The 25,194-nt window shown below is 66.6% G+C and carries 23 protein-coding genes; 4 read left to right on the forward strand and 19 right to left on the reverse strand.

Features of this window, described 5'->3' with window-relative positions; translation table 11 throughout:
- Positions 1-13 precede the first annotated feature (13 nt).
- Entirely contained in the window at positions 14-814 is an 801-nt protein-coding gene (locus AncyloWKF20_RS06050) for an MBL fold metallo-hydrolase (RefSeq protein WP_279316995.1), read from the forward strand.
- 94 nt (positions 815-908) lie between these two features.
- Entirely contained in the window at positions 909-1,796 is an 888-nt protein-coding gene (gene mazG / locus AncyloWKF20_RS06055) for a nucleoside triphosphate pyrophosphohydrolase (RefSeq protein ID WP_279316996.1), read from the forward strand.
- On the opposite strand, the gene hflX is transcribed toward mazG, so the two are convergent.
- The 10 genes from hflX to dusB form a co-directional block, all read right to left on the reverse strand.
- Entirely contained in the window at positions 1,793-3,187 is a 1,395-nt protein-coding gene (gene hflX / locus AncyloWKF20_RS06060) for a GTPase HflX (protein WP_279316997.1), read from the reverse strand. The two genes, mazG and hflX, sit on opposite strands and share 4 nt — an antisense overlap.
- A gap of 1 nt (position 3,188) precedes the next feature.
- Positions 3,189-3,440: an RNA chaperone Hfq gene (gene hfq / locus AncyloWKF20_RS06065; RefSeq protein WP_267582313.1), complete on the reverse strand. Its 252-nt coding sequence runs from the start codon at positions 3,438-3,440 to the stop codon at positions 3,189-3,191.
- Positions 3,441-3,608: 168 nt separating this feature from the next.
- On the reverse strand, positions 3,609-4,469 hold the full coding sequence (locus AncyloWKF20_RS06070) for a D-amino-acid transaminase (protein WP_279316998.1): 861 nt from the start codon (positions 4,467-4,469) through the stop codon (positions 3,609-3,611).
- Between the two features lie 30 nt (positions 4,470-4,499).
- Positions 4,500-5,948 carry a potassium transporter TrkG gene (locus AncyloWKF20_RS06075; protein ID WP_279316999.1) on the reverse strand — a complete coding sequence of 483 codons (1,449 nt, stop codon included), beginning with the start codon at positions 5,946-5,948 and terminating at the stop codon, positions 4,500-4,502.
- Between the two features lie 8 nt (positions 5,949-5,956).
- The gene (trkA, locus tag AncyloWKF20_RS06080) at positions 5,957-7,333 is read right to left on the reverse strand and encodes a Trk system potassium transporter TrkA (RefSeq protein ID WP_279317000.1); all 1,377 of its coding nucleotides are present in this window, start codon (positions 7,331-7,333) and stop codon (positions 5,957-5,959) included.
- Positions 7,334-7,449: 116 nt separating this feature from the next.
- Positions 7,450-8,817, reverse strand: a complete 1,368-nt coding sequence (locus tag AncyloWKF20_RS06085; RefSeq protein ID WP_267582309.1) for a sigma-54 dependent transcriptional regulator — start codon at positions 8,815-8,817, stop codon at positions 7,450-7,452.
- 14 nt (positions 8,818-8,831) lie between these two features.
- Positions 8,832-11,117 (reverse strand): PAS domain-containing sensor histidine kinase, encoded by a 2,286-nt coding sequence (locus AncyloWKF20_RS06090; protein WP_279317001.1) that lies wholly within the window; start codon positions 11,115-11,117, stop codon positions 8,832-8,834.
- Positions 11,118-11,236: 119 nt separating this feature from the next.
- On the reverse strand, positions 11,237-12,682 hold the full coding sequence (gene ntrC / locus AncyloWKF20_RS06095) for a nitrogen regulation protein NR(I) (protein ID WP_267582307.1): 1,446 nt from the start codon (positions 12,680-12,682) through the stop codon (positions 11,237-11,239).
- An 8-nt stretch (positions 12,683-12,690) separates the two neighbouring features.
- Positions 12,691-13,815 carry a nitrogen regulation protein NR(II) gene (locus tag AncyloWKF20_RS06100; protein WP_267582306.1) on the reverse strand — a complete coding sequence of 375 codons (1,125 nt, stop codon included), beginning with the start codon at positions 13,813-13,815 and terminating at the stop codon, positions 12,691-12,693.
- Positions 13,812-14,843, reverse strand: a complete 1,032-nt coding sequence (gene dusB, locus AncyloWKF20_RS06105; protein WP_279317003.1) for a tRNA dihydrouridine synthase DusB — start codon at positions 14,841-14,843, stop codon at positions 13,812-13,814. The genes AncyloWKF20_RS06100 and dusB overlap by 4 nt, the downstream gene beginning before the upstream one ends.
- A gap of 200 nt (positions 14,844-15,043) precedes the next feature.
- Between dusB and AncyloWKF20_RS06110 the strand changes: the two genes are divergently transcribed.
- On the forward strand, positions 15,044-16,207 hold the full coding sequence (locus AncyloWKF20_RS06110) for a bifunctional 2-C-methyl-D-erythritol 4-phosphate cytidylyltransferase/2-C-methyl-D-erythritol 2,4-cyclodiphosphate synthase (RefSeq protein WP_279317004.1): 1,164 nt from the start codon (positions 15,044-15,046) through the stop codon (positions 16,205-16,207).
- 89 nt (positions 16,208-16,296) lie between these two features.
- Positions 16,297-16,818, forward strand: coding sequence for a nicotinamide-nucleotide amidohydrolase family protein (locus AncyloWKF20_RS06115; protein WP_347710386.1), 522 nt, complete (start codon positions 16,297-16,299; stop codon positions 16,816-16,818).
- Here the strand turns inward: AncyloWKF20_RS06115 and AncyloWKF20_RS06120 are convergent.
- The 9 genes from AncyloWKF20_RS06120 to AncyloWKF20_RS06160 form a co-directional block, all read right to left on the reverse strand.
- Positions 16,797-17,267 (reverse strand): type II toxin-antitoxin system RatA family toxin, encoded by a 471-nt coding sequence (locus AncyloWKF20_RS06120; protein WP_279317005.1) that lies wholly within the window; start codon positions 17,265-17,267, stop codon positions 16,797-16,799. The two genes, AncyloWKF20_RS06115 and AncyloWKF20_RS06120, sit on opposite strands and share 22 nt — an antisense overlap.
- A gap of 3 nt (positions 17,268-17,270) precedes the next feature.
- Complete coding sequence (gene lipA / locus AncyloWKF20_RS06125) at positions 17,271-18,260, reverse strand: lipoyl synthase (RefSeq protein WP_267582301.1); 990 nt, start codon at positions 18,258-18,260, stop codon at positions 17,271-17,273.
- Between the two features lie 101 nt (positions 18,261-18,361).
- On the reverse strand, positions 18,362-18,610 hold the full coding sequence (locus AncyloWKF20_RS06130) for a GlsB/YeaQ/YmgE family stress response membrane protein (protein WP_267582300.1): 249 nt from the start codon (positions 18,608-18,610) through the stop codon (positions 18,362-18,364).
- Between the two features lie 113 nt (positions 18,611-18,723).
- Positions 18,724-20,148 (reverse strand): dihydrolipoyl dehydrogenase, encoded by a 1,425-nt coding sequence (gene lpdA, locus AncyloWKF20_RS06135; protein WP_279317006.1) that lies wholly within the window; start codon positions 20,146-20,148, stop codon positions 18,724-18,726.
- A 9-nt stretch (positions 20,149-20,157) separates the two neighbouring features.
- Complete coding sequence (locus tag AncyloWKF20_RS06140; protein WP_279317007.1) at positions 20,158-21,516, reverse strand: pyruvate dehydrogenase complex dihydrolipoamide acetyltransferase; 1,359 nt, start codon at positions 21,514-21,516, stop codon at positions 20,158-20,160.
- Positions 21,517-21,530: 14 nt separating this feature from the next.
- On the reverse strand, positions 21,531-22,946 hold the full coding sequence (locus tag AncyloWKF20_RS06145; RefSeq protein WP_279317008.1) for a pyruvate dehydrogenase complex E1 component subunit beta: 1,416 nt from the start codon (positions 22,944-22,946) through the stop codon (positions 21,531-21,533).
- 40 nt (positions 22,947-22,986) lie between these two features.
- Positions 22,987-23,286 (reverse strand): hypothetical protein, encoded by a 300-nt coding sequence (locus AncyloWKF20_RS06150; protein WP_279317009.1) that lies wholly within the window; start codon positions 23,284-23,286, stop codon positions 22,987-22,989.
- Between the two features lie 14 nt (positions 23,287-23,300).
- Positions 23,301-24,365, reverse strand: a complete 1,065-nt coding sequence (gene pdhA / locus AncyloWKF20_RS06155; protein WP_267582295.1) for a pyruvate dehydrogenase (acetyl-transferring) E1 component subunit alpha — start codon at positions 24,363-24,365, stop codon at positions 23,301-23,303.
- A 258-nt stretch (positions 24,366-24,623) separates the two neighbouring features.
- Complete coding sequence (locus AncyloWKF20_RS06160; RefSeq protein WP_279317010.1) at positions 24,624-24,971, reverse strand: septum formation initiator family protein; 348 nt, start codon at positions 24,969-24,971, stop codon at positions 24,624-24,626.
- Between the last annotated feature and the right edge of the window lie 223 nt (positions 24,972-25,194).

Raw genomic sequence — 25,194 nt, forward strand, 5'->3', positions numbered from 1 at the left:
TCATCCATCCGCCATGGCTCTGACCTTCACGATCCTCGGCTGCGGCTCCTCGGGCGGGGTGCCGCGCGTGGGGCAGGGGTGGGGCGTCTGCGATCCCAATGAGCCCCGCAACCGCCGCCGTCGCTGCTCCATGCTGGTCGAACGGTTCGGCGCCGACAGTGCCTCCCCGACCCGCGTTCTCATCGACACCTCGCCGGACCTGCGCGAGCAACTGCTCGACGCCGAGGTCGACCGGCTGGACGGCATTCTCATCACGCATGAGCACGCCGACCACACGCACGGCATCGACGATGTGCGCCCGCTCACCATCCAGCACCGCCGACGGATGGATGTGTGGCTGGACGCGGAAACCTCCGTCATCATGCATCAGCGTTTCGGCTACTGCTTCGAGACGCCGCCGGGCAGCGATTACCCGCCAATCCTCAACGAGCACCGCTACGGCCACGGCGACACGATCCGGGTCGAGGGACCGGGCGGGCCCGTGGATGCGACCGCGTTCCGCCAGTTCCACGGAAACATCATCTCCTACGGCTTCCGCATTGGTGGTCTCGCTTATTCGAGCGACCTGCACGACCTGCCGGAGGAAAGCCTGCCGTTCCTGGAGAACCTCGACGTGTGGATCGTCGACGCGCTTCGGCCGCGGCCGCACCCGACGCATTTCTCGCTGGGCGAGGCTCTTGAGTGGATCTCCCGCATCAAGCCACGTCGGGCGATCCTCACCAACATGCACACCGACCTCGACTACCGCACGCTGACGAACGAGCTGCCGGATGGGGTAACCGCCGCCTATGACGGACTGAAAATCACGATCTGACAGCGACTTATGGATGCCTATCAACGTGAGCGCTGTCGCCTGACGGTCGTTTATTTTCCATAATATGTCTTCTGCGATTCACTGAGCTCCTGAAATGACGCCCTCTCGCGACCTGCAGCGCCTCATCGACATCATGGCGGCGCTGCGCACGCCCGGCACCGGCTGCCCCTGGGATCTGGAGCAGGACTTCGCCTCCGTCGCCCCCTACACGATCGAGGAAGCCTATGAGGTGGCGGATGCGATTGCGCGCGGCGATTTCGACGATCTCTGCGACGAACTCGGCGACCTGCTGCTTCAGGTCGTCTTCCACGCGCGCATGGCAGAGGAACAGGGCCGCTTCGATTTCGGCGATGTCGTCACCGCCATCACCGCCAAGATGATCCGCCGGCATCCCCATGTCTTCGGCGATGTGCGTGGGCGTGACACAGCGGCGGTGAATGCCGCCTGGGATCAGATCAAGGCGGAGGAGAAAGCGGCCAAGGCCGAACGGCAACGCCTACGCGGCTTGGACACCCGGCGGGAAGACGAGGGCGCTCTGGCGGGCGTGCCGGTGGGCGCACCCGCCCTCACCCGAGCCGTGAAGCTGCAGACCAAGGCGGCCAAGGTCGGCTTTGATTGGCCGGAGACCCGGTCGGTGCTCGACAAGATCCGCGAGGAGATTGACGAGGTCGAAGCCGAGATCGTCGCCGGCGACCGTGCTGCAGCGGCCGGCGAGATCGGCGATCTTCTGTTCGCCCTCGCCAATCTGGCTCGCCATCTTGACGTGGACCCGGAATCCGCGCTGCGCGGCACAAACGAGAAGTTCGTCCGCCGCTTCGGTTTCATTGAAGAACGTCTCGCGGCGGTAGGGCGCACGCCGCAGCAGGCGACGCTGGATGAGATGGAAGCGCTGTGGCAGGAGGCCAAGGGAAGGGTCCCCTCCCCGGCGGCGTCCCCTGCCCGCGCGAGCACCCCTGGCCTGCCGGACAGCGACCCGAACTAGTCTCGCCGGCTCGCCGGCAAGCGGCGGGCCCCGAAGCGGCGCTCGATATGATCGGCGCGGTCCGGCGTGACGCGAACGGCAAGGTGCAGATGCCCCTCCTCGTCCGAGCGGCGCTCCAGCACTTCCGTGTGCCGGTAGAGCCAGCTGAGGCCTTCGCCGTCGCTGGCCTCCAGGTCAATCTTGAGGCTGACGCGCTCACGTGAGAGGCGCTGGGAGATCGCGGCGAGAAGGGCATCCATCCCCTCCCCGGTCAGCGCCGAGACTGGGATCGGCCGCTCGTCACCCTCGCGACGGATGGCGCTATTGAACAGTGCCGCGCGGTCATCCGTGCTCATGCGGTCGATCTTGTTCCAGACCTCGATGAGCCGGTGATGGTCCTGCGGATCAATATCGAGATCGCCCAGCACGCCTTCCACATCCGCCGCCTGCGCCATCGCGTCATCATGCGACATGTCCCGCACATGCAGGATGATGTCGGCCTCGATGACCTCTTCCAGCGTCGCGCGGAACGCGGCCACGAGTTGGGTCGGCAGGTCGGAGATGAATCCCACCGTGTCGGAGAGGATCACCCGCTCACCGCTGGGCAGTTGCACGGCGCGCAAGGTGGGATCGAGCGTGGCGAAGAGCAGATCCTGCGCCATCACCTCGGCGCGTGTGAGCCGATTGAACAGAGTCGACTTGCCAGCATTGGTGTAGCCGACCAACGCCACCACCGGGTACGGCACCTTTTTGCGGCTGGCGCGGTGCAAAGCGCGGGTGCGCTTCACCTGCTCAAGCTCGCGCTCGATCTTCACGATGCGTTCGCCGATCAGCCGCCGGTCGGCCTCGATCTGCGTCTCACCGGGACCGCCGAGAAAGCCGAAGCCGCCGCGCTGGCGTTCCAGATGTGTCCAGGAGCGCACGAGGCGACTGCGTTGGTAATTCAGATGCGCGAGCTCGACCTGAAGCACGCCCTCCTTGGTGCGGGCGCGCTGGCCGAAGATTTCGAGGATCAGCGCCGTGCGGTCGATAACCTTGGCGGACCACGCTTTTTCGAGGTTGCGCTGCTGGACGGGGCTGAGCGGTGCGTCGACAAAGACCAGACCGGCATCTTCCGCTGTCACGATCCCCGCGATCTCCTCGACCTTGCCTGAGCCGAGATAGGTCGCGGGACGGATCTGCGACAGGCCGACGGAGAGGGTGGCGACGACATCGAGGTCGATCGCCAAAGCGAGGCCGACCGCCTCCTCGGCGCGGGCCTCCGGCGAGCGGCGCGGAACATCCTCCCCCTCGGCGCGACGCGAGAGGTGGGGAACGAGAACAACGACCTTGGTGGCGTCACCCGTCGGGCCGCTATCCGCACCAGCCGTCGGAGAACGGCCTGCGGACGCGCGCGTACCCTTGGGTTCCAACTCAGCCCTTCTCCGGGGTCTCGTCCGGCTCGAAGAGCTGGACCGGATGGCCGGGCATGATGGTCGAGATGGCGTGCTTGTAGACGAGCTGCGAGTGACCGTCGCGGCGCAGCAGCACGCAGAAATTGTCGAACCACGTCACCACGCCCTGCAGCTTGACGCCGTTGACGAGGAAGATCGTGAGGGGAGTCTTGTTCTTGCGGACGTGGTTGAGAAAGGTGTCCTGGAGGTTCTGCGAACGTTCCGCGGCCATGGTCTTTTTGATCCGTTTGTTTGTTGTTGCTCGTCGTGTCGGCGCGGCCATCCCCGGTCAGCCAGTTGCCCCGTCCGGGGGCCGGCCACTACGAAGACGTGCGTGACAAGCATGGCACACCATGCCTATCGCGCAAGATGCTTTCGTCTGGCAAGAGGTAATGTGCCATTAATCGGCGATTTCCGCGTGTTGATGGAAGTTCTCGCGCAGCGCCCGCGTCACCGGACCGGGTAATCCATCCCCCACCTGCTGCCCGTCGATTCGCACGACAGGCATGGCGAAATTGGTCGCGGAGGTCACAAACGCCTCGCGCGCCGCCAGCGCCTCCGCCACGGTGAAGGCGCGTTCCTCGACCCGGATCTGCAGCTTCTCGGCGACATCGAGCATCACTGTGCGGGTGATGCCGCGCAAAATGCCGCTTTCGGCCGGGCGCGTGATGAGCTTGCCGTCGCTGGTGACGATCCAGGCATTGGTCGAGCCGCCCTCCGTGACACGGCCATCGGCATCGACGAACCACGCTTCGCGCGCACCCGCCTCCTTGGCCGCCTGCTTGGCGAGCACGTTGGGCAGCAGGCCGACCGTCTTGATGTCCACGCGGTCCCAGCGATTCTCCGGCACGGTGATGACCGCGATGCCCTGCCGCGCCAGCGCGTCACCCTTGGCCGGATCGACCGCACGGGCGGTTACGACGATGGACGCGGGAGTCCCCGGCGCCGGGAAATAGTGGTCGCGCGGGGCGACGCCGCGGGTCACCTGGAGATAGACGAAGCCGTCGCGCACGCGATTTCGGCGGATGGTCTCGCGCAGCACGATGCCGAGCGCCTTGAGCGGCATCGGCATCGCCATGCGCAATTCGCGCAGCGACCGGTCGAGCCGCTCCATATGCCGGCGCTCGTCGATCATCCGGCCGCGCCGGACCTCGCACACCTCATACACGCCGTCGGCGAACTGGTAGCCGCGATCCTCGATATGCACGGCCGCCTGGCGGTGGGGCACATATTGTCCGTTTACATAGGCGATGCGCGACATGAAGCACCTGTGGTGTGATCAAGGGCGGCCTCACCGCCGCCAGAGGGCAAAATTGGCGAGTGCCAGGACGAGCAGGATCTCCAGCCGCCCCATGGTCATGGCGATGATCAGCACGACCTGCGCATAGACCGGGAGGACCGACCAGTCTGGCCAGGTGGCGCTGGCTTCCCAGCCGGCGCCGTAGATCGGGCCGACATTCCACAGCGCCGACAGCGCGGCGATGAAGGCGGCCTCAAAGCTGGGCATGGCGGGCGCGAGCAGCATGGTCAGTGCGGCGACGCTCGTGCAGGCGACGCCGAACATGATCCAGATCGCCTTCATCATCTGAAGGGTGATCTGCTGCTGCCCAAGCCGGCGCGGGCGCACAGCGTTTGGGTGGATCAAACGCTCCAGCTCCAGATAGCTTTGCAGCAACATGATACCGGCGCGGTAGATCTTGATCCCGCCGGCGGTCGAGAAAGTCGCCCCCCCCACGAAGACGACCGCCGCCACCAGCGTGATCGGCAAGCCGCTGAAGGCGCCTCCATGCGGCTCCACGCCAGTGGTCGTAACCAGCGCGACGGCGGTGAACAGCCCATCCTCCAGCGCGATCGGCAGGAAAAGCGGGCTGGCGGCACTGTTGTAGTCGATCGCCGCGACCGCGATGCCGAGCAACAGCACCAGCAGCAGCAGCGCGAGATTCTCCTGCTGGCCGAGCGCCAGCCGGAAGCGGCGGGTGAGCAGGAGCCGATGCCACAGAACACTGGTGGCGCCGATCAGCATCAGCACGATGAAGATCAGCTTTACCGTCGAGCTGCCATGCGCGGCCATGCCGTCCGCATCGGGCAGCAGGCCGCCCGTGGAGAGCGCGGCGCCCGCAAGGCCCAGGGCATCGAAGGGACGCTCGCCGGCCGCGAACATCAGGAAGGTGCCGATCACCGTGGCGCCGAGATAGATCGGCACCACGAGACGCAGCGCGTCATCCAGGGCAGATGTCTCGCTCACGCCCAGAAGGGCAGCGCGGGCGCTGCGATCGGGCAGGCCACCAATGCCGGCAGGGCCCAGCACGGCCACGAAACCGACAAGGGTCAGCAGCCCCCCGCCCCATTGCAGGGTCAGCAGCCAGGCCAGGGTGGCACGCGGTACGCCCTCGATGTCATGGATGTAGACTGGCCCAGTGGTGGTGAAGGCGGAAACCGCCTCAAGCCAAGCGGCCATCGGCCCGAGAGTGGTCGTTGCCGCCACGGGGATCGCTGCCAGCAGCGGAATGCCGGCCCAGAGCACGGCGAGCAGGGCGAAGGCAGCCCGCCGATCAAGCCGCGCGGCGCGGTGGCGGACGGCCAGATGCACGGCGCCCGCGCCGAAGATCGTCATCACCGCGCAGGCCACGAAGACGCCACCACCGGCTTCGTTGCGAAGCAGCGCGATAAGCGCCGCGACCAGCATGAAGCCGGCCATGACGGCGGCAGCGACGGCGCTGCTACGGGCGACGGCAATCATCGCGGTTCTCAGAAAAACTCGAGGCTGACGCGGAAAAGCTGCTCGACCCGCTTCACCCGCTCGGCCAAGGCGAACATGACCACACGGTCGCGCGCCTGGATGACGGTATCGCCACGCGGCAGGATCACGCGTCCTCCGCGCACCACGGCGCCGATGCGCATACCGTCGAACAGGTCGAGCTGCTTCAGCGGCTTGCCGACCAGCGGCGACGTCTCAAGTGCCTCGGCCTCGATCACCTCCCCTGCGCCGTTGAGCAGCGAGTGAACGCCGCGGATGCGCCCCTTGCGGACATGCTGGAGGATCTTGGAGACGGTGATCTGCCGGGGATTCACATAGGCGTCGATGCCAAGACCGCGGGCAAAGGCCGGGTAATTAGGGTCATTGAGCAGCGAGAGCATCCGCTTGGCGCCGAGTTCGCGCGAAAGCAGGCAGGAGAGGATGTTGACGCGGTCGTCATTTGTCACCGCGATCACAGTATCGGCGTCGCCAACGCTCGCTTCCTCGAGAATGGCGCGATCGAGCGCGCTCCCGCGCAGCACGACGCTCTTGGAGAGCTCCTGAGCGATAAGCTCAGAGCGCGCGGCGTTGTCCTCGATAACCTTGATGCGCGCGCGCGGATTGCGCAGCTCGAGCTCGCGCGCGACATAAAGCCCGATATTGCCGCCACCAGCCACCACGATGCGCTGAGCCGGCGGCTCGTCATGGCCAAAAATGGAGAGCGTGCGCGTCACCTGATCGCTCTGGGCGACGAAATAGGCGATGTCGCCGGCGAGCAGCGCGTCCGTGCTGTGCGGCACAAACACCTTGCCCCGGCGGTTCACCGCGACGACGACCGCCTGAAGATCGGGGAACAGATCGGTGAGCTGGCGCAGCGGCGTGTCCAGCACCGGGCAGTCGTCTAGGCAGCGCACACCGACGACGACCACATTGCCCTCGGCGAAGCTCACCGTATCGACCGCGCCGGGCAGCGAGAGTCGGCGCAGCACCATCTCACCGACCTCGATCTCCGGCGAGATCACCACATCAATCGGCAGATGATCGCGCGAGAACAGATCGCGCCAATGCCCCTGCAGGTAGGATTGCGCCCGCACGCGGGCGATCTTGGTCGGCACGTCGAACAGCGCGTGGCCGACCTGGCACGCGATCATGTTGACCTCGTCATGCAGGGTGACGGCGATCAACATGTCGGCGGCATCAAGGCCGGCGCGCGCCAGGACATCGGGGTGCGAGCCATGGCCGACGAAACCGCGAACGTCCAGCGTGTCGGTAATGGCCTGGATAAGGCGCGGCGAGGTGTCGATGATCGACACGTCGTTCTGCTCAGCGGCGAGGCGCTCCGCGATGCCGTAGCCGACCTGGCCCGCGCCGCAAATGACGACCTTCATGAACCCCTCGCTACACCAACCCACCCGTGCCCGAGAGCATGGGCCCGCATCACCGAGTCACTCTATAGCAGCTTCGGCCGGAGGCCACAGATGCGTGAGGGCTGGGGACGACGAGACTAGCCGATTCCCAGAGCTTTCAGCTTGCGGTGCAGGGCCGAGCGCTCCATGCCGACGAATTCGGCGGTACGTGAAATGTTACCGCCGAAGCGGCTGATCTGGGCGATCAAATACTCCCGCTCGAACACCTCGCGCGCATCCCGCAGCGGCAGGCCCATCAGGTGCTCGCCGCCAGTGCCGTTCGGCAGGCTGGGCACCAGCGAGCCGACATCCGGCGGCAGCATGTCGGCCGTTACCGGCGCGTCCACGTCGCCGGCGGCGAGGATGAGCAGACGCTCGATGTTATTGCGGAGCTGGCGCACATTGCCCGGCCAATCATGCGACTGGAGCACCGCCAGCGCGTCGTCGGCGATGCGCCGGCGCGGCAGACCGGTGGCCTGCGAAATCTGGTCGAGGAAGAACTCGACCAGCTCCGGCACGTCGTCACGCCGCTCGGCCAGCGGCGGGACGCGGATCGGCACAACGCCGAGGCGGTGATAGAGGTCTTCCCGGAACCGCCCTTCGGCGATCTCCTTCTCCAGGTTGCGGCCTGTGGAGGAGATGATGCGGACATCCACCGCCACCCGCGTTGCCCCGCCGACGCGCAGGAAGTTCTGGTCCACCAGCACGCGCAAGATGCGGTTCTGCGTCTCGCGCGGCATGTCGGCGATCTCGTCGATGAAGAGCGTGCCGCCATGCGCCTCTTCCAGCGCGCCGGTCTGCCGGCCCTGCCCGTCCGCGGTCTCGACGCCGAACAGCTCGACTTCCATGCGCTCAGGCGTGATCGCCGCCGCGTTGATGACGACGAAGGGGCCATTCGCCCGCCCGGAGGCCGCGTGGATCATGCGGGCCGCCAGCTCCTTGCCGGAGCCCGAGGGGCCGACGATCATGATGCGGCTATTGGTGGGTGCCACCCTCTCGATGGTCTGGCGAAGCTGGTTGATCACCGAGGAATGGCCAACGAGCTGCTGGGCAACCGAGGCGCGCTGCTTCAGGTCGCGCACCTCGCGCCTAAGCCGCAGCGTCTCCAGCGCGCGCTCGGCGACCAGGATCAGCCGGTCGGAGTTGAACGGCTTCTCGATGAAGTCATAGGCGCCCTGCTTGATGGCCGCGACCGCCGTCTCGATGGTGCCATGGCCAGAGATCATCACCACCGGCAGTTCGGGATGGTTCTTCTTGATGATCTCGAGAAGCTGGAGCCCGTCGAGCTTGCTGCGCTCGATCCAGATGTCGAGGAAAATCAGATGCGGGCGGCGGGCTTCGATCGCCGCGAGCGCCTCGTCGCTGTCCTTGGCCGTACGGGCGCTGTAACCCTCATCCTCGAGAATGCCCGCCACGAGCCCTCGAATGTCGGCCTCGTCGTCGACGATCAGAATATCGGTCGCCATGAGTCCGTTCTCCTTCAGCCTGCGCGTTCAGCGGTGGGGGAGGCTTCGCCCGCACCATTATTGTTGAGAGAGGCGGAGCCGCCGTCGCGGGCGAAGGTGAGCCTTATCCAGGCCCCCCTGCCCTCGGGCGCATCGAGCAGCTCGATGCCGCCGCCGTGCTCCTCCATGATCTTGCCGACGATGGCGAGGCCGAGCCCGGTGCCCTTCTCGCGCGTCGTCACATAAGGTTCGAGCAGCCGCGCGCGGTTCTCCGTCGGCAACCCCTTACCGTTGTCGATGACGTCGATGGTCACGCGGCGGTCATCGGCACTGAGATCGACGCGGATGCGCGGCGGCGCGGTCCGCTCTTCCGGCGGCACGGCGGCGAGGGCCTCGGTGGCGTTCTTCACGATGTTGGTGAGCGCCTGCGAGATCAGCCGGCGGTCAAAACGCGCGATCACCGGTGCGTCCGGCACGTCGAAGTCGAGCGTGATGTCGGGATTTCCAACCCGCATGAGGAACACAACCTGCCGCGCCGTCTCCGCCACGTCCTGCGCCTCGGCAACGGGCTTGGGCATACGGGCGAAGGAGGAGAACTCGTCGACCATGCGGCCGATGTCGCCGACCTGCCGGATGATGGTCTCCGTGCACTGATCGAACACCTCACGATCCTCACCGATCACCTTGCCGTAGCGCCGGCGCAGGCGTTCGGCGGAGAGCTGGATGGGGGTCAGCGGGTTCTTGATCTCATGCGCAATGCGCCGGGCGACATCCGCCCAGGCCGAGGAACGCTGGGCAAGCACCAGTTCAGTGATGTCGTCGAGCGTCACCACCCAGCCATGCTCGGCCTCACGCGACTGCTCGGTGGTCACGCGCACCGCGATCACCCGGTCCCGCCCATTCCGCGTCAACGTGATGTTGGACTGCACGCTGCGTTGCTCCGCGGCCTGCATGGCCTCGGCAAGCAGGGAGGCGATTTCCGGTATCACCGCACCCAGCTCCTCGCCCAGCACATCCGCCTCGCTGACGCTGAGCAGCTTCTCCGCCGGGCGGTTCAGGATTGAGATGCGGCCTGTGGAATCGAGGCCTATCACGCCGGCGCCGACGCCGGACAGCACCGCCTCGGTGAAGCGGCGGCGGCTGTCGATCTGGTCGCGCGCATGCACCAGGTCATTGCGCTGCGTGCGCAATTCCTGCGTCATCTTGTTGAAGGTCTCGGCGAGGCTGGACAGATCGCCCTCCCCGCGATGAACGGGAACCTCGACATAGAGATTGCCGGCGGCGACAAGGTCGGCGGCGCCGATGAGGCGGCGGATGGGGGCGACCAGGCGGTTCGCGAAGTGAATGCCGAGCCAGACGGCGCAGAGCAGAACGGTGAGCGAAATCACCGCGTAAAGCAGCGCGAAGGCCACCTGCACCCCGAAGCGCTGCTGCTCCAGCAGCCGATAATCGGCGACCGCAGCCTGCGTCTCCTTGAGATACTGAATGACACGCGGGTCAACCGGGCGCGCGACATAGAGGAACAGGTCGCCGAAATCCTTGAGAGGTATGACAGCACCGACAAAATCCGCATCGTTCGGCAGATAGATCAGCGGCTGCTCTTCGGTGGCGTCCTGCACCGCGAGGTTCGACGGCACGACGAATTCACGCCCGACCCGGATCGGCGCCCGGTCAACAATGGTCAGGTCACGCTGGATGACCATCGCCGCCGGCAAGCCGCGCACCACGGCCTGCGCCGCCATGGCCTGCCTGAACCGGCTGCGATCCTGGTCCCAGAGCGGGCGGATGCGCTGAAGATCGCGCGCCATGCCGAGAATGTCGCCGCGGATCGAATAGGCATGCTCGCGCACATAAGTCTGAGCGACCGAGACCGCGTTGTCGACGATCGCCCGCGTGCGCACCGAGAACCATCGGTCGAGGCCACGATCCAGCGTGATGCTGGCGAGCAACGCCACCAGCAGGGCCGGCACGACGGCGACCACGCCGAACAGCCCGACCACCCGCACATGCAGCCGGGCCGCCGCCCGCCCGCGCCGGCGGGCCTTCACCACGCGCCACACCTCGCGGCCGATGATGCCCACCAGAACGAGCGACATCAGGCCGTTCAGGCACAGCACGATAATGACCACCTCTTGCGAGGGGACCAGCGGGGTGATGCCGATGAGGATGATAAAGCTGGCGAGCGCGGTGATAAGCGCCAGCAGCACCATCAGCGGCGGCAGTCCCCACAGCGAGAAGCGAAAGCCCATCCCGGAAAAATCGGGAAAGTCGGGCCTCTCGCTGTCGCGCCGCTCGCTGGATCGTGTCGAGGCGTCGGTCATTCATCACCCTGCCGGCGGACGGGATTCGGCCGGCTCAAGTGATGCCGTGGAACGACACTGGTGCAAAAATGTGACAGAAACCTGCCCGTCCCGGATTTATTCGCCTCAACGGGAATATGTTACCGACTCGTGCGGATTATCTGGATATCGAGATCCCGGATTTTCTTGCGCAGCGTGTTGCGGTTAAGCCCCAGAAGTTCCGCCGCCTTGATCTGGTTGCCCCGCGTCGCGGCGAGCGCTGCCGACAGAAGCGGGTACTCCACGTCCTTCAGGATGCGGTGGTATAGCCCCGGCGGCGGCAGGTTCTCGCCGAAACCGCCGAAATAGGTGTTGAGGTGGCGCTCGACCGACGAGGACAGCGTCTCGTCCTGCCCGGTTTCCTCCGGCGAGGCCGTGGAGATCGGCGTCGACAGCTCCGCCTCGATGATCGAGCCGGTGATGATCTCCTGCGGGTAGAGCGCGGAGAGGCGACGGATCAGGTTCTCCAGCTCGCGCACATTGCCCGGCCAGCGGTAGCGCTTCAGCCGGTCGAGGGCCGCGGCGTCGATCTGCTTGCGCGGTAGGCCCTCGCGCTCGGCCTGGAGGAAGAAGTGGCGGGCGAGGTCCGGCACGTCTTCCGCACGTTCGCGCAGCGGCGGAAGACGCAGCGGTACGACGTTGAGACGGAAGAACAAATCCTCGCGGAACAGCCCCTGCTGGATCAGAATCCGCAGGTCTTTGTTGGTCGCGGCGACGATGCGCACATCGGTCTTGATCGCGGTGCGGCCGCCGACCGTGGTGTATTCGCCCTGCTGCAGCACGCGCAGGAGGCGGGTCTGCGCCTCCATCGGCATGTCGCCGATCTCGTCGAGGAACAGCGTGCCGCCTTCGGCCTGCTCGAAGCGGCCGGCGGAGCGGGAATTGGCGCCGGTGAACGCCCCCTTCTCATGGCCGAACAGTTCGGATTCGATGAGGTCGCGCGGGATGGCCGCCATGTTGATGGCGACGAACGGCCCGTTGCGGCGCTTGCCATAGTCGTGCAGCGCGCGGGCGACCAGTTCCTTGCCGGTACCGCTCTCGCCCGCGATCATCACGGTGAGGTCGGTCTGCATCAGCCGCGCCAGCACGCGGTAGATGTCCTGCATGGCCGGCGAACGGCCGACCAGCGGGATGTTGTCGACATCCTCACCGCCGGCCCGGAGCGCCGCCTCTGGCTTCTTCGGCTCGGACAGCGCCCGGCCGACAATGGCGATAAGCTCCTTCAGGTCGAAGGGCTTGGGCAGATATTCATAGGCGCCCTTCTCCGAGGCGCGGATCGCCGTCATGAAGGTATTCTGCGCGCTCATGACGATGACCGGCAGGTCCGGGCGCACCTTCTTGATGCGCGGCAGCAGGTCGAAGGCGTTCTCGTCCGGCATCACCACGTCGGTGATGACGAGATCGCCGTCACCCTGGCTCACCCAGCGCCAGAGCGTCGCGGCATTACCGCAGGAGCGCACCTCATAGCCCGCCCGCGACAGCGCCTGATTGAGAACGGTGCGGATGGCGGCGTCGTCATCGGCAACCAGGATACTTCCCGTGGGCATTAGCGTTCTCAACTGTTCTCGCTACCGCGGCTGGCGCGGTACATGGGCATGAGGACACGGAAGGTGGTGCGGCGCGGCTGGCTGTCGCATTCGATGATGCCGCCATGGTCGCCGACGATCTTCGCCACCAAAGCGAGGCCGAGACCGGTGCCGGTCGGCTTGGTGGTGACGAAGGGATCGAACAAATGAGGCATCAGGTCCTCCGGCACGCCGGGGCCATTGTCCCTCACGCAGAATTCCAGCGGCAGGCTCACGCGCGCCGGCGCGCCGGGCACCATGAGGCGCACGCCGGGGCGGAAAGCCGTGGTGAGATGAATCTCACCATCTGAAGCATCTCCAATGGCTTCCGCCGCGTTCTTCACCAGATTCAGGAACACCTGCACCAGCTGGTCGCGGTTGGCGAATACCGGCGGCAGCGAGGGATCGTATTCCTCGAGGAAACGGATCTTGCGGGCGAAGCCGGAGCTGGCGAGCGTGCGCACATGCTCCAGCACCGCGTGGATGTTGACCGGCTCGCGCTCGATCGGGCGCTCGTCGGAAAACACCTCCATGCGGTCGACCAGCTTCACGATGCGGTCGGCCTCGTCGGTGATGAGGCGGGTGAGCGAGCGATCATCATCGCTGGCGGAGAGTTCCAGCAACTGCGCGGCGCCGCGAATGCCGGAGAGCGGGTTCTTGATCTCATGCGCGAGCATGGCCGCCAGCGCCGTCACCGAACGGGCGGCACCGCGATGGGTGAGCTGACGGTCCATCTTGTCGGCGATGGTCCGCTCCTGGAGCATGATGACCACATGGCCGGCGACCTCGGAAAGCGGCGCGACATGGATGTCGACGATGCGCTCGCCGCCATTGCGCGGCGTGCCGAGATCAACCCGGTATTCATTTACCGCAGCACCACGCGTGCGCACCTGATCGACCAGCGACAGGATCGGGCTGCCGAAGGGCACGAAATCCTGCAGGCGGTGGCGCACCAGCACGGCCAGCGACGCTTCGAAGAAAGCCTCGGCCGCGACATTGGCGTCGATCAGCCGGCCGTCCTCCGCGACCGTCACCACCGGGTGCGGAAGGGCGTTGACCACGGCATCCGCATTGGCGCGGCGCGTGCTGACGGGTTCGATAGGCGCCGACGTCATGCCGCGTGTCTCCATGCGAGGTCGTCATAGGCATCGCGAAGGCCGGCGACGACCTGGGCGGGCTCATCGAGCGTCAGCAGGCGCTGACGCCAGAAGCGGGCGCGCTCGGGCTCGCGCCCGGCGCTCTGCGCAGCGGCCGCCAGTGCCCAGCCGATGTGCTTGCGGGCGCAGCGAATGCCAAGCTCGCGGCCGTAATGGGACAGCCAGCCGTCATAAAGCTCCAGAAGAACTTCACGCTGCTCATCCAGCGCCGGATCTGCGGGCACGCGGCCGCTGGCCAGCCGTGTCGCGACCTGGCCGGGGAACCAGGGGCGACCCTGCGCGCCGCGCCCGATCATCACGCCGGCGGCGCCGGAAGCAGCGAGCATGGCGGGAGCGTCGTCGGCTTCGACCAGATCGCCATTGGCGAGCACGGGAATGGATACCGCCTCGGAGATTGCCCGGATGGCGCCCCAATCGGCCTGGCCGGTGTAGAACTGGCAGCGGGTGCGGCCGTGAATGGTGACGAGCTGCACGCCGATGGCTTCGGCCCGACGGGCGAGCTCCGGTGCGACGGTTGCGGTATCATCCCACCCCAAACGGGTTTTCAGCGTCACCGGCACCTTCACGGCGCCAACGACCGCCTCGATGATGCGGGTGGCGAGATCGAGATCACGCAGCAGCGCCGAGCCGGCGAGGCCGGTGGTCACGCGCTTGGCCGGGCAGCCCATATTGATGTCGATGATGGCCGCACCCGCCCCTTCGGCGATCTGCGCGGCATAGGCCATGGAGGCCGGCTCATTGCCGGCGAGCTGCACGGCGTGGATGGCGACGCCTTCCCCCTCCGCCCGCAGCACCGTTTCCTCATGGCCGCGCGCCAGCGCGTCGGAGGCCACCATTTCCGAGACGACCAGCCCCGCCCCGTAGCGCAGCGCCATACGGCGCAGGGGCGCATCGGTGATGCCGGCCATCGGCGCAAGCACCACGCGGTTCGGCACCGGAACCGGCCCGATCGGTAAGGGGGTGTTGGGGAACGCGGAAAGGATCAAGCCTTCATCACTCGATGCACAGGAAATGAGCCCGGCTGGCTGTGCCTACATAATAGCCATGCCGAGCCTGCCATCAACCCTTCCAAGTGACTTATGTCAAATGATTTGCAAAGGCCCTGCGCTTTTGCGCTAAACGGGCGTCAAGGACAAGCACGGGCTGATGAAGGCGAGGTCAGCCGACGAGGTGGTAGACGACGGCGATGCGCATAGACGTGATCGTGGTGGCGGCAGGGCGCGGGCAGCGGGCCGGCGAGGGTATTCCCAAGCAGTTTCGCCGGGTTGGTGGCACCACCGTGCTGCGCCGGACGCTGCAGGGCTTTCTCGGCGAGCCCGGCATCCGCCAGGTGCTACCCGTGATCAATCCCGAACACGCCGCGCTCTGCGCCGAATCGACCGACGGCCTCAGCGGTATTTTGACACCGGTTTTCGGCGGAGCGACGCGGCAGGCCTCGGTCCGCGCCGGGCTGGAGGCGCTGGCGGACGACCCGCCGGACCTCGTTCTGATCCATGATGCCGCCCGCCCCTTCCTCACCGCACGGCTGGTGGCCGACGCCATTACGGCCGCCAGCGCCCATGGCGCGGCGATTCCCGCCCTGCCCCTCGTCGATACGGTGAAGGCGCTGAGTGACGCCGACGCCCTCGCCACGGGCCCGGATCGCGACCGGCTGCGCACCGTGCAGACCCCGCAGGCCTTCCATTACCCGTTGATTCTCAACGCACATCGCGCCGCGACCCGCGACGACCTGACCGATGATGCCGCCGTCGCCGAGGCGGCCGGTCATCGCGTCGTCGCCTTCCCCGGCGATCCCGCCAATGTCAAACTCACCACGCCCGAGGATTTCGTGACCGCCGAACGCCGCCTCGCTGCCGACCTTCTCGATGTGCGCACCGCCACGGGCTTCGATGTCCATGCCTTTGGCGACGGCGATCATGTGATGCTTGGCGGTGTAAAAATACCGTTCGAGTATGGGCTGGCCGGGCATTCGGACGCCGACGTGGTGCTGCACGCTCTTACCGACGCACTTCTAGGAACGGTCGCAAGTGCCGATATCGGCTACCATTTTCCGCCGTCTGACCCGCAGTGGAAAGGCGCCGCCTCCGACCGTTTTCTCGCCCATGCGGCGGGCCTTGTACGGCAGGCGGGTGGGCTCATCACTCATCTCGACACGACGGTAATATGTGAGGCGCCGAAGATCGGGCCGCACCGCGAGGCCATGCGCCAGCGCATCGCGGAGATCGTCGAGATCTCCCCGGCGCGGGTCTCGGTGAAGGCGACCACCAGCGAAAAGCTGGGCTTTACCGGCCGCCGCGAAGGCATCGCCGCCCTCGCCGCGGCGACCGTTCGGCTACCCTGGATCGACTAAAACGCCGGTGCAGTGAGGTGACCAGTCAGTGCAGTCGGGTGGACGATCTGTCCAATCCGGTGAACGATGAGTGCAGTGAGGATCACCCGATGACCGATCAGCATCACGCCGACGCCATCGCGCTGGAAGCCATCCGGGTGCTCGACCTCTGCCGTGCCCGCCGCCTCACCGTCGCCACGGCCGAATCCTGCACCGGCGGGCTGGTCGCCGGGGCGCTGACCGAGATCGCCGGCTCCTCGGATGTGGTCGACCGCGGCCTCGTCACCTATTCCAACACGGCAAAAGAGCAGATGCTCGGCGTCTCCCCCGCGACGCTCGACGCCCATGGCGCGGTGAGCGCACAGACGGCGCGGGAAATGGTCACGGGGCTGCTGCGTGTCGCCGGCACCTCGCTCGGCGTCTCCATCACCGGCATTGCCGGTCCGGGCGGTGGCTCGGCTCAGAAGCCTGTCGGGCTGGTGTATTTCGCGGCGGCGAGCGCGGGCGGGCGGCGTATCGAGCGGCGGGAGGTTTTCGCCGGGCAGGACCGCGCCGGCGTGCGGCGGCTCTCGGTGCTCACCGCGCTGGCGATGCTGGCCGAGCTGGCGGCTCAGGAACCCGTGACGCCCTGAGTGCGGTAGACCTCGTCCGCCCGCTGCTCGAACGCATCGGCAAAGCGGCGGAAGGCGGCGTCGAACATCGCGCCCATCAGCAGGCCGAGCGTGCGCGAGCGAAACTCGTAGGAAATATAGAACTCGACCTCGCAGGCCCGGTCGCCCTGCGGCTTGAAGGTCCAGCGATTCTCCAGCCGGCTGAAAGGCCCGTCGAGATATTCCACGACGATGGAAAGGCGCGGCCGGTCCAGCGTCACCCGGCTGGTGAAGCTCTCGCGGAACACCTTGTAGGCGACCGTCATGTCGGCGACGAGAATGTCGACCCCGTCCCCGCTTGCCACCCGCCGGCGCACCGACAGGCTCTCGCAGAGCGGCACGAATTCCGGGTAGCGCTCCACATCCGCCACAAGGTCGAACATGTTGGGAGCCGAGTGGCCGACCGTCCGCTTGTTACGAAAGGACGGCATGGCTCAGGCGGTCATCAGCGGCGCGGCGACGGCGCTGCCGAGCTTGGCGGCCCGCGCGCTGCGCAGCCGGGCGAAATCCTCGCCGGCATGGTGGGAGGAGCGCGTCAGCGGGCTCGACGAGACCATGAGGAAGCCCTTGGCATAGGCGATGGTCTCGTAGGACTTGAACTCGTCCGGCGTGATGAAGGCCATGACCGGGTGATGCTTGCGGGTCGGCTGGAGGTACTGGCCGATGGTCATGAAGTCGATCTCCGCCGAGCGCAGATCGTCCATGAGCTGGAGCACCTCGTTCCGGACCTCGCCGAGCCCGACCATGATGCCGGACTTGGTGAAGATGGTCGGGTCCAACTCCTTCACCCGCTGCAGCAGGCGCAGCGAGTGGAAGTAGCGCGCACCGGGGCGGACCTTGAGGTAGAGCGAGGGCACGCATTCCAGATTGTGGTTGAACACGTCCGGCCGCGCCTCGACCACCACCTCCAGCGCCCCGTCCTTGCGCAGGAAATCGGGGGTGAGAATCTCGATGGTGGTCTTTGGGCTGGTGGCACGAATGGCGCGGATGGTCCGGGCGAAATGCTCGGCGCCGCCATCCGCCAGGTCGTCGCGGTCCACCGAGGTGATGACGACATGCTCGAGCCCGAGCCGGGCAACGGCATCCGCCACCTTCTGCGGCTCATCCTGATCGAGTGGACCGGGCATGCCCGTGCGCACATTGCAGAAGGCACAGGCGCGCGTGCAGGTGTCGCCCATGATCATGAAGGTCGCGTGCTTCTTCTGCCAGCACTCGCCGATATTCGGGCAGCTCGCCTCCTCGCACACGGTGACGAGACCGTTGGCGCGGACGATGTTCGCGGTTTCCTGCCAGCCGGGCGTGCCGGGCGCGCGGACGCGGATCCAGTCCGGCTTCTTGAGCACGGGCGTCTCGGCGCGCTTCACCTTTTCCGGGTGGCGCGGCTTTTCGAGAGCGCGGTTCAGCGTGTTGAGGACGACGACCATGGGCGACCTTCCGGGCGACGGCGCGGGAGGGGCGCCGTCCGTTCATTCCTAATCGAGCGCGCGGCGCGCGTCGACTGACAGCGGCGCAGAACGCCCCTGCGTCAGCGCCGGAACAGGCCCAGCAGGAACAGCAGCACGATGGCGCCGACCGACGAGACGATGAGGCTGCCGATCCAGCCGGCCTGAACGCTGATGTTCAGTGTGGAGAACAGCAGCGCGCCGAGCAGCGAGCCGATGAGACCGACGAAAAGATTGGTCAGCAGCCCGTGGCTGCGACCCAAAGCCTTCTCCGCGATCCAGCCGGCGAAGATGCCGATGATGATTGCGCCGAATATGCCAACACCCGTCATGGTACCTCCTGCGATACGTCATCGAATGTGGCGATCCGCCGGTATATCGGCAAGATCTGGCGCCCTGCCTCGCGGCTGAAAGGCGCGTGACCTCGCGGGCCACGCGCCGCCGGTCACATATGGATGGCGCGGCCGAAGGCGGCGAGCACGCTTTCATGCATGGTCTCGGACACCGTCGGGTGCGGGAACACCGCGTTGATCAGCTCTTCCTCGGTGGTCTCGAGATTCATAGCCAGCACGAAGCCCTGAATCATCTCGGTGACCTCGGCGCCGACCAGATGCGCGCCAAGCAGGCGGCCGGTCTTGGCGTCGAAAATAGTCTTCACCAGACCCTCGGATTCGCCGAGCGCCACGGCCTTGCCATTGCCGATGAAGGGGAAGCGGCCGACCTTGATCTCGTAGCCGGCTTCCTTCGCCTTCTTCTCGGTGAGGCCGACAGAGGCGACCTGCGGCATGCAGTAGGTGCAGCCGGGGATCATCAGCTTGTCCATCGGGTGGGCGTGCTTGCCGGCGATGGCTTCCGCCGCGATCACGCCCTCATGCTCGGCCTTGTGGGCGAGCATGGGCGGGCCGGCGACGTCGCCAATGGCCCACAGGCCCGGCACATTGGTGCGGCACAGGCCGTCGATCACCACGCAGCCGCGATCGGTCTTCACGCCGAGCGCCTCGAGGCCGAGATTCTCGATATTGCCGACGACGCCCACGGCGGAGATCAGCCGGTCGGCGGTAATGGTCTGGCTCTTGCCGTCGGCCGTCTCGACCGTGGCGGTGACGCTGTCCGCGCCCTTCACCACCTTGGAGACCTTGGCGCCGGTGAGGATCTTGATGCCCTGCTTCTCGAAGCGCTTCTTGGCGTGCTCGGCGATCTCCTCATCCTCTACGGGGAGAATCTGCGGCAGCAGCTCGACGATGGTCACGTCCGAGCCCATCGCCTTGTAGAAGGAGGCGAATTCGACGCCGATGGCGCCCGAGCCCATGATCAGCAGCGACTTCGGCACGCTCGCCGGGGCCAGCGCCTCGAAATAGGTCCAGATCAGCTTCTTGTCGGGCTCGATGCCGGGCAGCGCGCGCGGGCGGGCGCCGGTGGCGATGACGATGTTCTTCGCCGTGTACTCGCCGGGCGGCAGCACGCCCTTGGGCGGCGTCTCCGGCGCGACGGAAGCCGTCACCGTGACCTTGCCGGGGGCGGTCAGGGTCGCCTGCCCCCAGATCACATCGACCTTGTTCTTCTTCAAGAGGAAGCCGACGCCATTGCTCATCTGGGCGGAGATGCCGCGCGAGCGCTTCACCACCCCGGCAATGTCGACGCCGAACTTCTCGGCGACGAGGCCGTAATCCTTGGCGTGCTCGATATAGTGGTAGATCTCGGCCGAGCGCAGCAGCGCCTTGGCCGGGATGCAGCCCCAGTTCGGGCAGATGCCGCCGACATATCGCCGCTCGATGACGCCGACCTTGAGACCGAGCTGGGCGGCGCGGATAGCCCCGACATAACCGCCGGGGCCCGAGCCGATGAAGAGGACGTCGTAGGTGTTCGCCATGATCGTTCCTCAGACCAGCATGGACATCGGCTTCTCGATGATCGCCTTGAAGGCGCTGAGAAGCTGGGCGCCCATGGCGCCGTCCATCACCCGGTGATCGCAGGAGATGGTGACGGTCATCTGCGTGGCGACGGTCAGTTCGCCCTTGCGCACCACCGCGCGCTGCTCGCTCGCGCCGACCGCGAGGATGGTCGCGTGCGGCGGGTTGATGATGGCGGTGAAGTGCTTCATCCCGAACATGCCGAGATTGGAGATCGCCGAGGAGCCGCCCTGGTACTCGTTCGGCGCCAGCTTCTTGTTGCGGGCGCGGATGGCGAGGTCGCGGGTCTCGTTGGAGATCGCGGAGAGCGTCTTGGTCTCGGCCTTGCGGATGATCGGGGTCAAGAGGCCCTTGCCGCCGTCGATCGCCACGGCGACGCCGATGTCGGAGTGCTTCAGCTTGAGGTAGCGGTCGCCGCCCCACACCATGTTGGCATCCGGCACCTGCTGGAAGGCGAGCGCGTAGGCCTTGATGACGAAGTCGTTGACCGAGAGCTTGTAGGACGGCTTGCCATCCTTCTCGGGCGCGGCCTTGTTCAGCTCCTCGCGCAGCTTCAAGAGCGCGTCCATGTCGCAATCCACCGTCAGGTAGAAAGTCGGCACGGTCTGGCGGGCCTCGGTCATGCGCTGGGCGATGACGCGGCGCATCCCGTCGAGCGGGATCTCCTCATAGGTGCCCGGCTCGTAATAGGCCTTGGCCTGTTCCAGCACGGCGGCATTGGACGGCGCGGCCGCGACGGGAGCGGGAGCCGCCGCCTTGGGCGCGGGAGCCGCAGCGGCCGGGGCAGAGGCGGGCTTGGCCGCACCCGGCTGGGCGGTGGCGACATCGGCGGCGACGATGCGCCCGCGCGGGCCGGAGCCCTTCACGAAAGCGAGGTCGACGCCCTTGTCCTTGGCGAGACGACGGGCCAGAGGCGAGGCGAAGATGCGCGCGCCCGCGGCAACCGGCGCGGCAGCGGGAGCAGCCGCGACGGGCGCGGCCGCAGGGGCCGACACCGGAGCAGGCTCGGCGGCCTTCGGGGCTTCAGCCTTAGGCGCCTCAACCTTGGGGGCGGCGCCGCCGGCGGCGATGGCCTTGGCGTCCTCGCCCTCGGTGGCGAGCACGGCGATGAGCTGGTTCACCGGCACGTCGGCCGAGCCTTCCGGCACGAGGATCTTGGCGAGCACGCCCTCGTCGATCGCCTCGACCTCCATCGTCGCCTTGTCGGTCTCGATCTCGGCGATGACGTCACCCGGCGCGACCTTGTCGCCTTCCTTCTTCAGCCATTTCGCGAGGTTGCCCTTCTCCATCGTCGGAGACAGGGCCGGCATCAGGATGTCGATGGGCATGGCGTCCTCCGGCCTCAGCGATAGGTGACGGCGCGGGCGGCGTCGATCACGTCCTGCACCGACGGCAAAGCGAGCTTTTCGAGGTTGGCGGCGTAGGGCATCGGCACGTCCTTGCCGGTGACGCGCAGCACGGGGGCGTCGAGATAGTCAAACGCCTTTTCCATCAGCTGGGCGACGATCTCGGCGCCGACACCGGACTGGTGCCAGCCCTCTTCCACCGTCACGCAGCGCCCGGTCTTCTTCACCGAGGCGAGGATGGTGTCGACATCCATCGGGCGGATGGTGCGCAGGTCGATGACTTCCGCCTCGATGCCGAGCTTGGAGAGCTCCTCGGCGGCCTTGAGCGCGTAGTTCATGCCGATGGACCAGGCCACCAGCGTCACATCCTTGCCCGGCCGGGCGATCTTCGCCTTGCCGATCGGGACGATGAAGTCGTCGAGCTTCGGCACCGGCGAGGAGTGGCCGTACAGGATCTCGTTCTCAAGGAAGATGATCGGGTTCGGGTCGCGGATCGCCGCCTTGAGCAGGCCCTTGGCATCAGCCGCCGTGAACGGGGCGATGACCTTGAGGCCCGGAATGTGGCTGTACCAGGCGGTGTAGTCCTGGCTGTGCTGGGCGGCGACGCGGGCGGCGGCGCCGTTCGGGCCGCGGAACACGATGGAGCACTGGATCTGACCGCCGGACATGTAGAGCGTCTTGGCGGCCGAGTTGATGATCTGGTCGATCGCCTGCATGGCGAAGTTGAAGGTCATGAACTCGACGATGGGCTTCAGCCCCGCCATCGCCGCGCCGACGCCGACACCGGCAAAGCCGTGCTCGGTGATCGGGGTGTCGATGACGCGCTTGGCGCCGAATTCCTGAAGGAGGCCCTGGGTGATCTTGTAGGCGCCCTGATACTCGGCGACTTCCTCGCCCATGACGAAGACGTCGCCGTCACGGCGCATTTCCTCGGCCATGGCGTCGCGCAGCGCCTCGCGCATTGTCTGGTTCACGAACTCGGTGCCCTCCGGCACGTCCGGCTCGGGCAGCGCCTCGGGCTGCGGCGGGTTGGCCACGGCGGAATTGATGATGGCAGGCGCAGCCGGGGCCGCGGCGGCGACCGGGGAGGACTCAAGCGGGGCGGCAGCCACCGGCGGGGCCGATTCGGCGGCCTGCGGAGCCGGCGCGCTTACCGCGTTCGCATCCTCGCCATCGGCCAGGATGACCGCGATCGGCGTATTCACCGCGACGTCCTGCGTCCCCTCGGGCACGAGGATCTTGCCGAGGGTGCCCTCGTCGATCGCCTCGACCTCCATGGTGGCCTTGTCGGTCTCGATCTCGGCGATCACGTCGCCGGACTTGACCGCATCGCCTTCTTTCTTGAGCCACTTGGCCAGATTTCCCTTCTCCATGGTCGGAGACAGGGCCGGCATCAGAATTTCGGTCGGCATGGCGGCGTTCCCCAAAAAGAACGTGAGGCGAGATCGCGCGTCACTGCGTCGGTGCGGGCAGCACGAACGTCAGGTTGCTGTAGACGGCCATCGAGGAGATGGCCACGAGGAGGGCAAGGAAGAAGGCGACCAGCATCTTGTTGAGGCGGGTCGCGGTCTCGGCCGGCACGTCGGCACCCGTGCGGGCGCCGAACGGCCAGAACACAGCGGCGATATAGGCCCCTGCCCCGCCCTTGCGGGCCCCGGCCAGCCCGAAGGCGAGCTGGGCGGCGAACACCCACAGCACGACGGCGGCCGAGCCGCCGGCGACGAGGGTGATCCAGAACAGATTGGCCAGCATCAAAACCCCGCCGCTCAGCGCAGAATGTCGGTGTAGAGCTCGGACGGATCGGGCTCGGGATCGTGGCTGGCGAAATCGGCGGCCGCGTTCATCGCGTCGCGGATCTCGGCGTCGATCGCCTTCAGATCCTCCTCGCTGGCCCACTTCTTCTCCAGAAGGCGGGCCCGCACCTGCTCGATCGGGTCATGCTCGGTGCGCATCTTCTGCACCTCCTCCTTGGACCGGTACTTGGCCGGGTCCGACATGGAGTGGCCGCGATAGCGGTAGGTGAGCATTTCGAGGATGTAGGGGCCCTTGCCGGAGCGGGCGAACTCCACCGCGCGCTCGCCGGCGGCCTTGACCGCGCGCACATCCATGCCGTCGACCTGCTCGCCGGGAATGTTGAACGAGGTGCCGCGCTTGGAGAAGTCGGTCTGGGCGGAGGCGCGGTTCACCGCGGTGCCCATGGCGTATTTGTTGTTCTCGATGATGTACACGACGGGCAGCTTCCACAGCTCCGCCATGTTGAAGCTCTCATAGACCTGGCCCTGATTGGCGGCGCCGTCGCCGAAATAGGCCAGGGTGACATTGCCGTTGTCACGGTAGTGATTGGCGAAGGCGAGGCCGGTGCCGAGCGAGACCTGGGCGCCGACGATGCCGTGGCCGCCGAAGAAGCCCTTCTCGATGCTGAACATATGCATCGAGCCGCCCTTGCCCTTGGAATAGCCGCCACGGCGGCCGGTGAGCTCGGCCATGACGCCCTTGGGGTCCATGCCGCAGGCCAGCATGTGGCCGTGGTCGCGATAGCCGGTGATGACCTGATCGCCGGGCTTGAGCGCCGCCTGCATGCCGACGACGACGGCTTCCTGGCCGATATAGAGGTGGCAGAAGCCGCCGATCAGACCCATACCGTAGAGCTGGCCGGCCTTTTCCTCGAAGCGGCGGATCTCGAGCATCCGGCGATACGCTTCAAGCTCATCTGCCTTGGAGAATTCGAGCACCGACGAAACCTTGTCCGCGCGGCGGCCCGTGGTCCTCGGGGCGGCGGGGGCTTTTCCGACGGTCGTGCTGGCGGCCGACTTCTTCGCGGCAGTTACCATGGCGCATCCTCAGCTCGCGACGAGATAGTGCGAGCTTCATAACGCAGCTTTCGCAACGGCGCTACGCTCAGGACGCAATGGTGCAACGCACAACATGCTGTACGCGCAATGGTTTCCGGTTCTTAACTTGATCGAAGTTAAATCGTTATTTTAACTTGATTACAGTTAAGCTCTTGCGATTGCGGCGTTTCCCTCGGAATCCTTCTGGCATGCGGTATATCTCGGGCGATCCGCCCCGGCGCCGCTGCCGAAAAATTGTCAGTTCGGTGTAACCGTACCGGCCGCGGAGGCCCGCGGCGGACGCAGCAGCACAAGATCCTTGGGGTGCACGAGGTTCAGCAGCGAGCGCGCTTCCTCGTCCAGCATGTCGGCATCCATCCGGTCGGGCGACAGCAGCCGCACCTTGGATTCGAGTGCCTGCCGCTGGGCGCGGATCTTGTCGCGCTCGGCGGTGAGCTCCTCGTGCTGATGCTCGAAGGAGCGGCGGGCGAGCAGCCCGTACTGGCCATTATAGCCCTGGAAGGCGAAATAGCCGATGAGCGCCGCCGCCCCGAGATGCAGGGTGACGGTCTGGAGAATCGAGCGCCAGCGGGTGCGAATAATCATGACGCCGACCCTAGCGGCGAGCGGTTGAGGCTCCGTTAACTGTGTTGGCGATCACCCGCGTCATCCCGGCCGTAGCGCAGCGGAGAGCCGGGATCGCTCCCAGTTCGGCACCCGATCCCGGCTCGGCCCTGCGGGCCGTCCGGGATGACGATGTGACGGAATGGGGCGCCGCCGCAGCACCTGCCACGAGAAGGATCCACGGGCCGTGATTTCCAGCTCCGCC

Origin of the sequence: Ancylobacter sp. WKF20 (assembly GCF_029760895.1) — a bacterium.
In the GTDB taxonomy this organism is placed as follows: domain Bacteria; phylum Pseudomonadota; class Alphaproteobacteria; order Rhizobiales; family Xanthobacteraceae; genus Ancylobacter.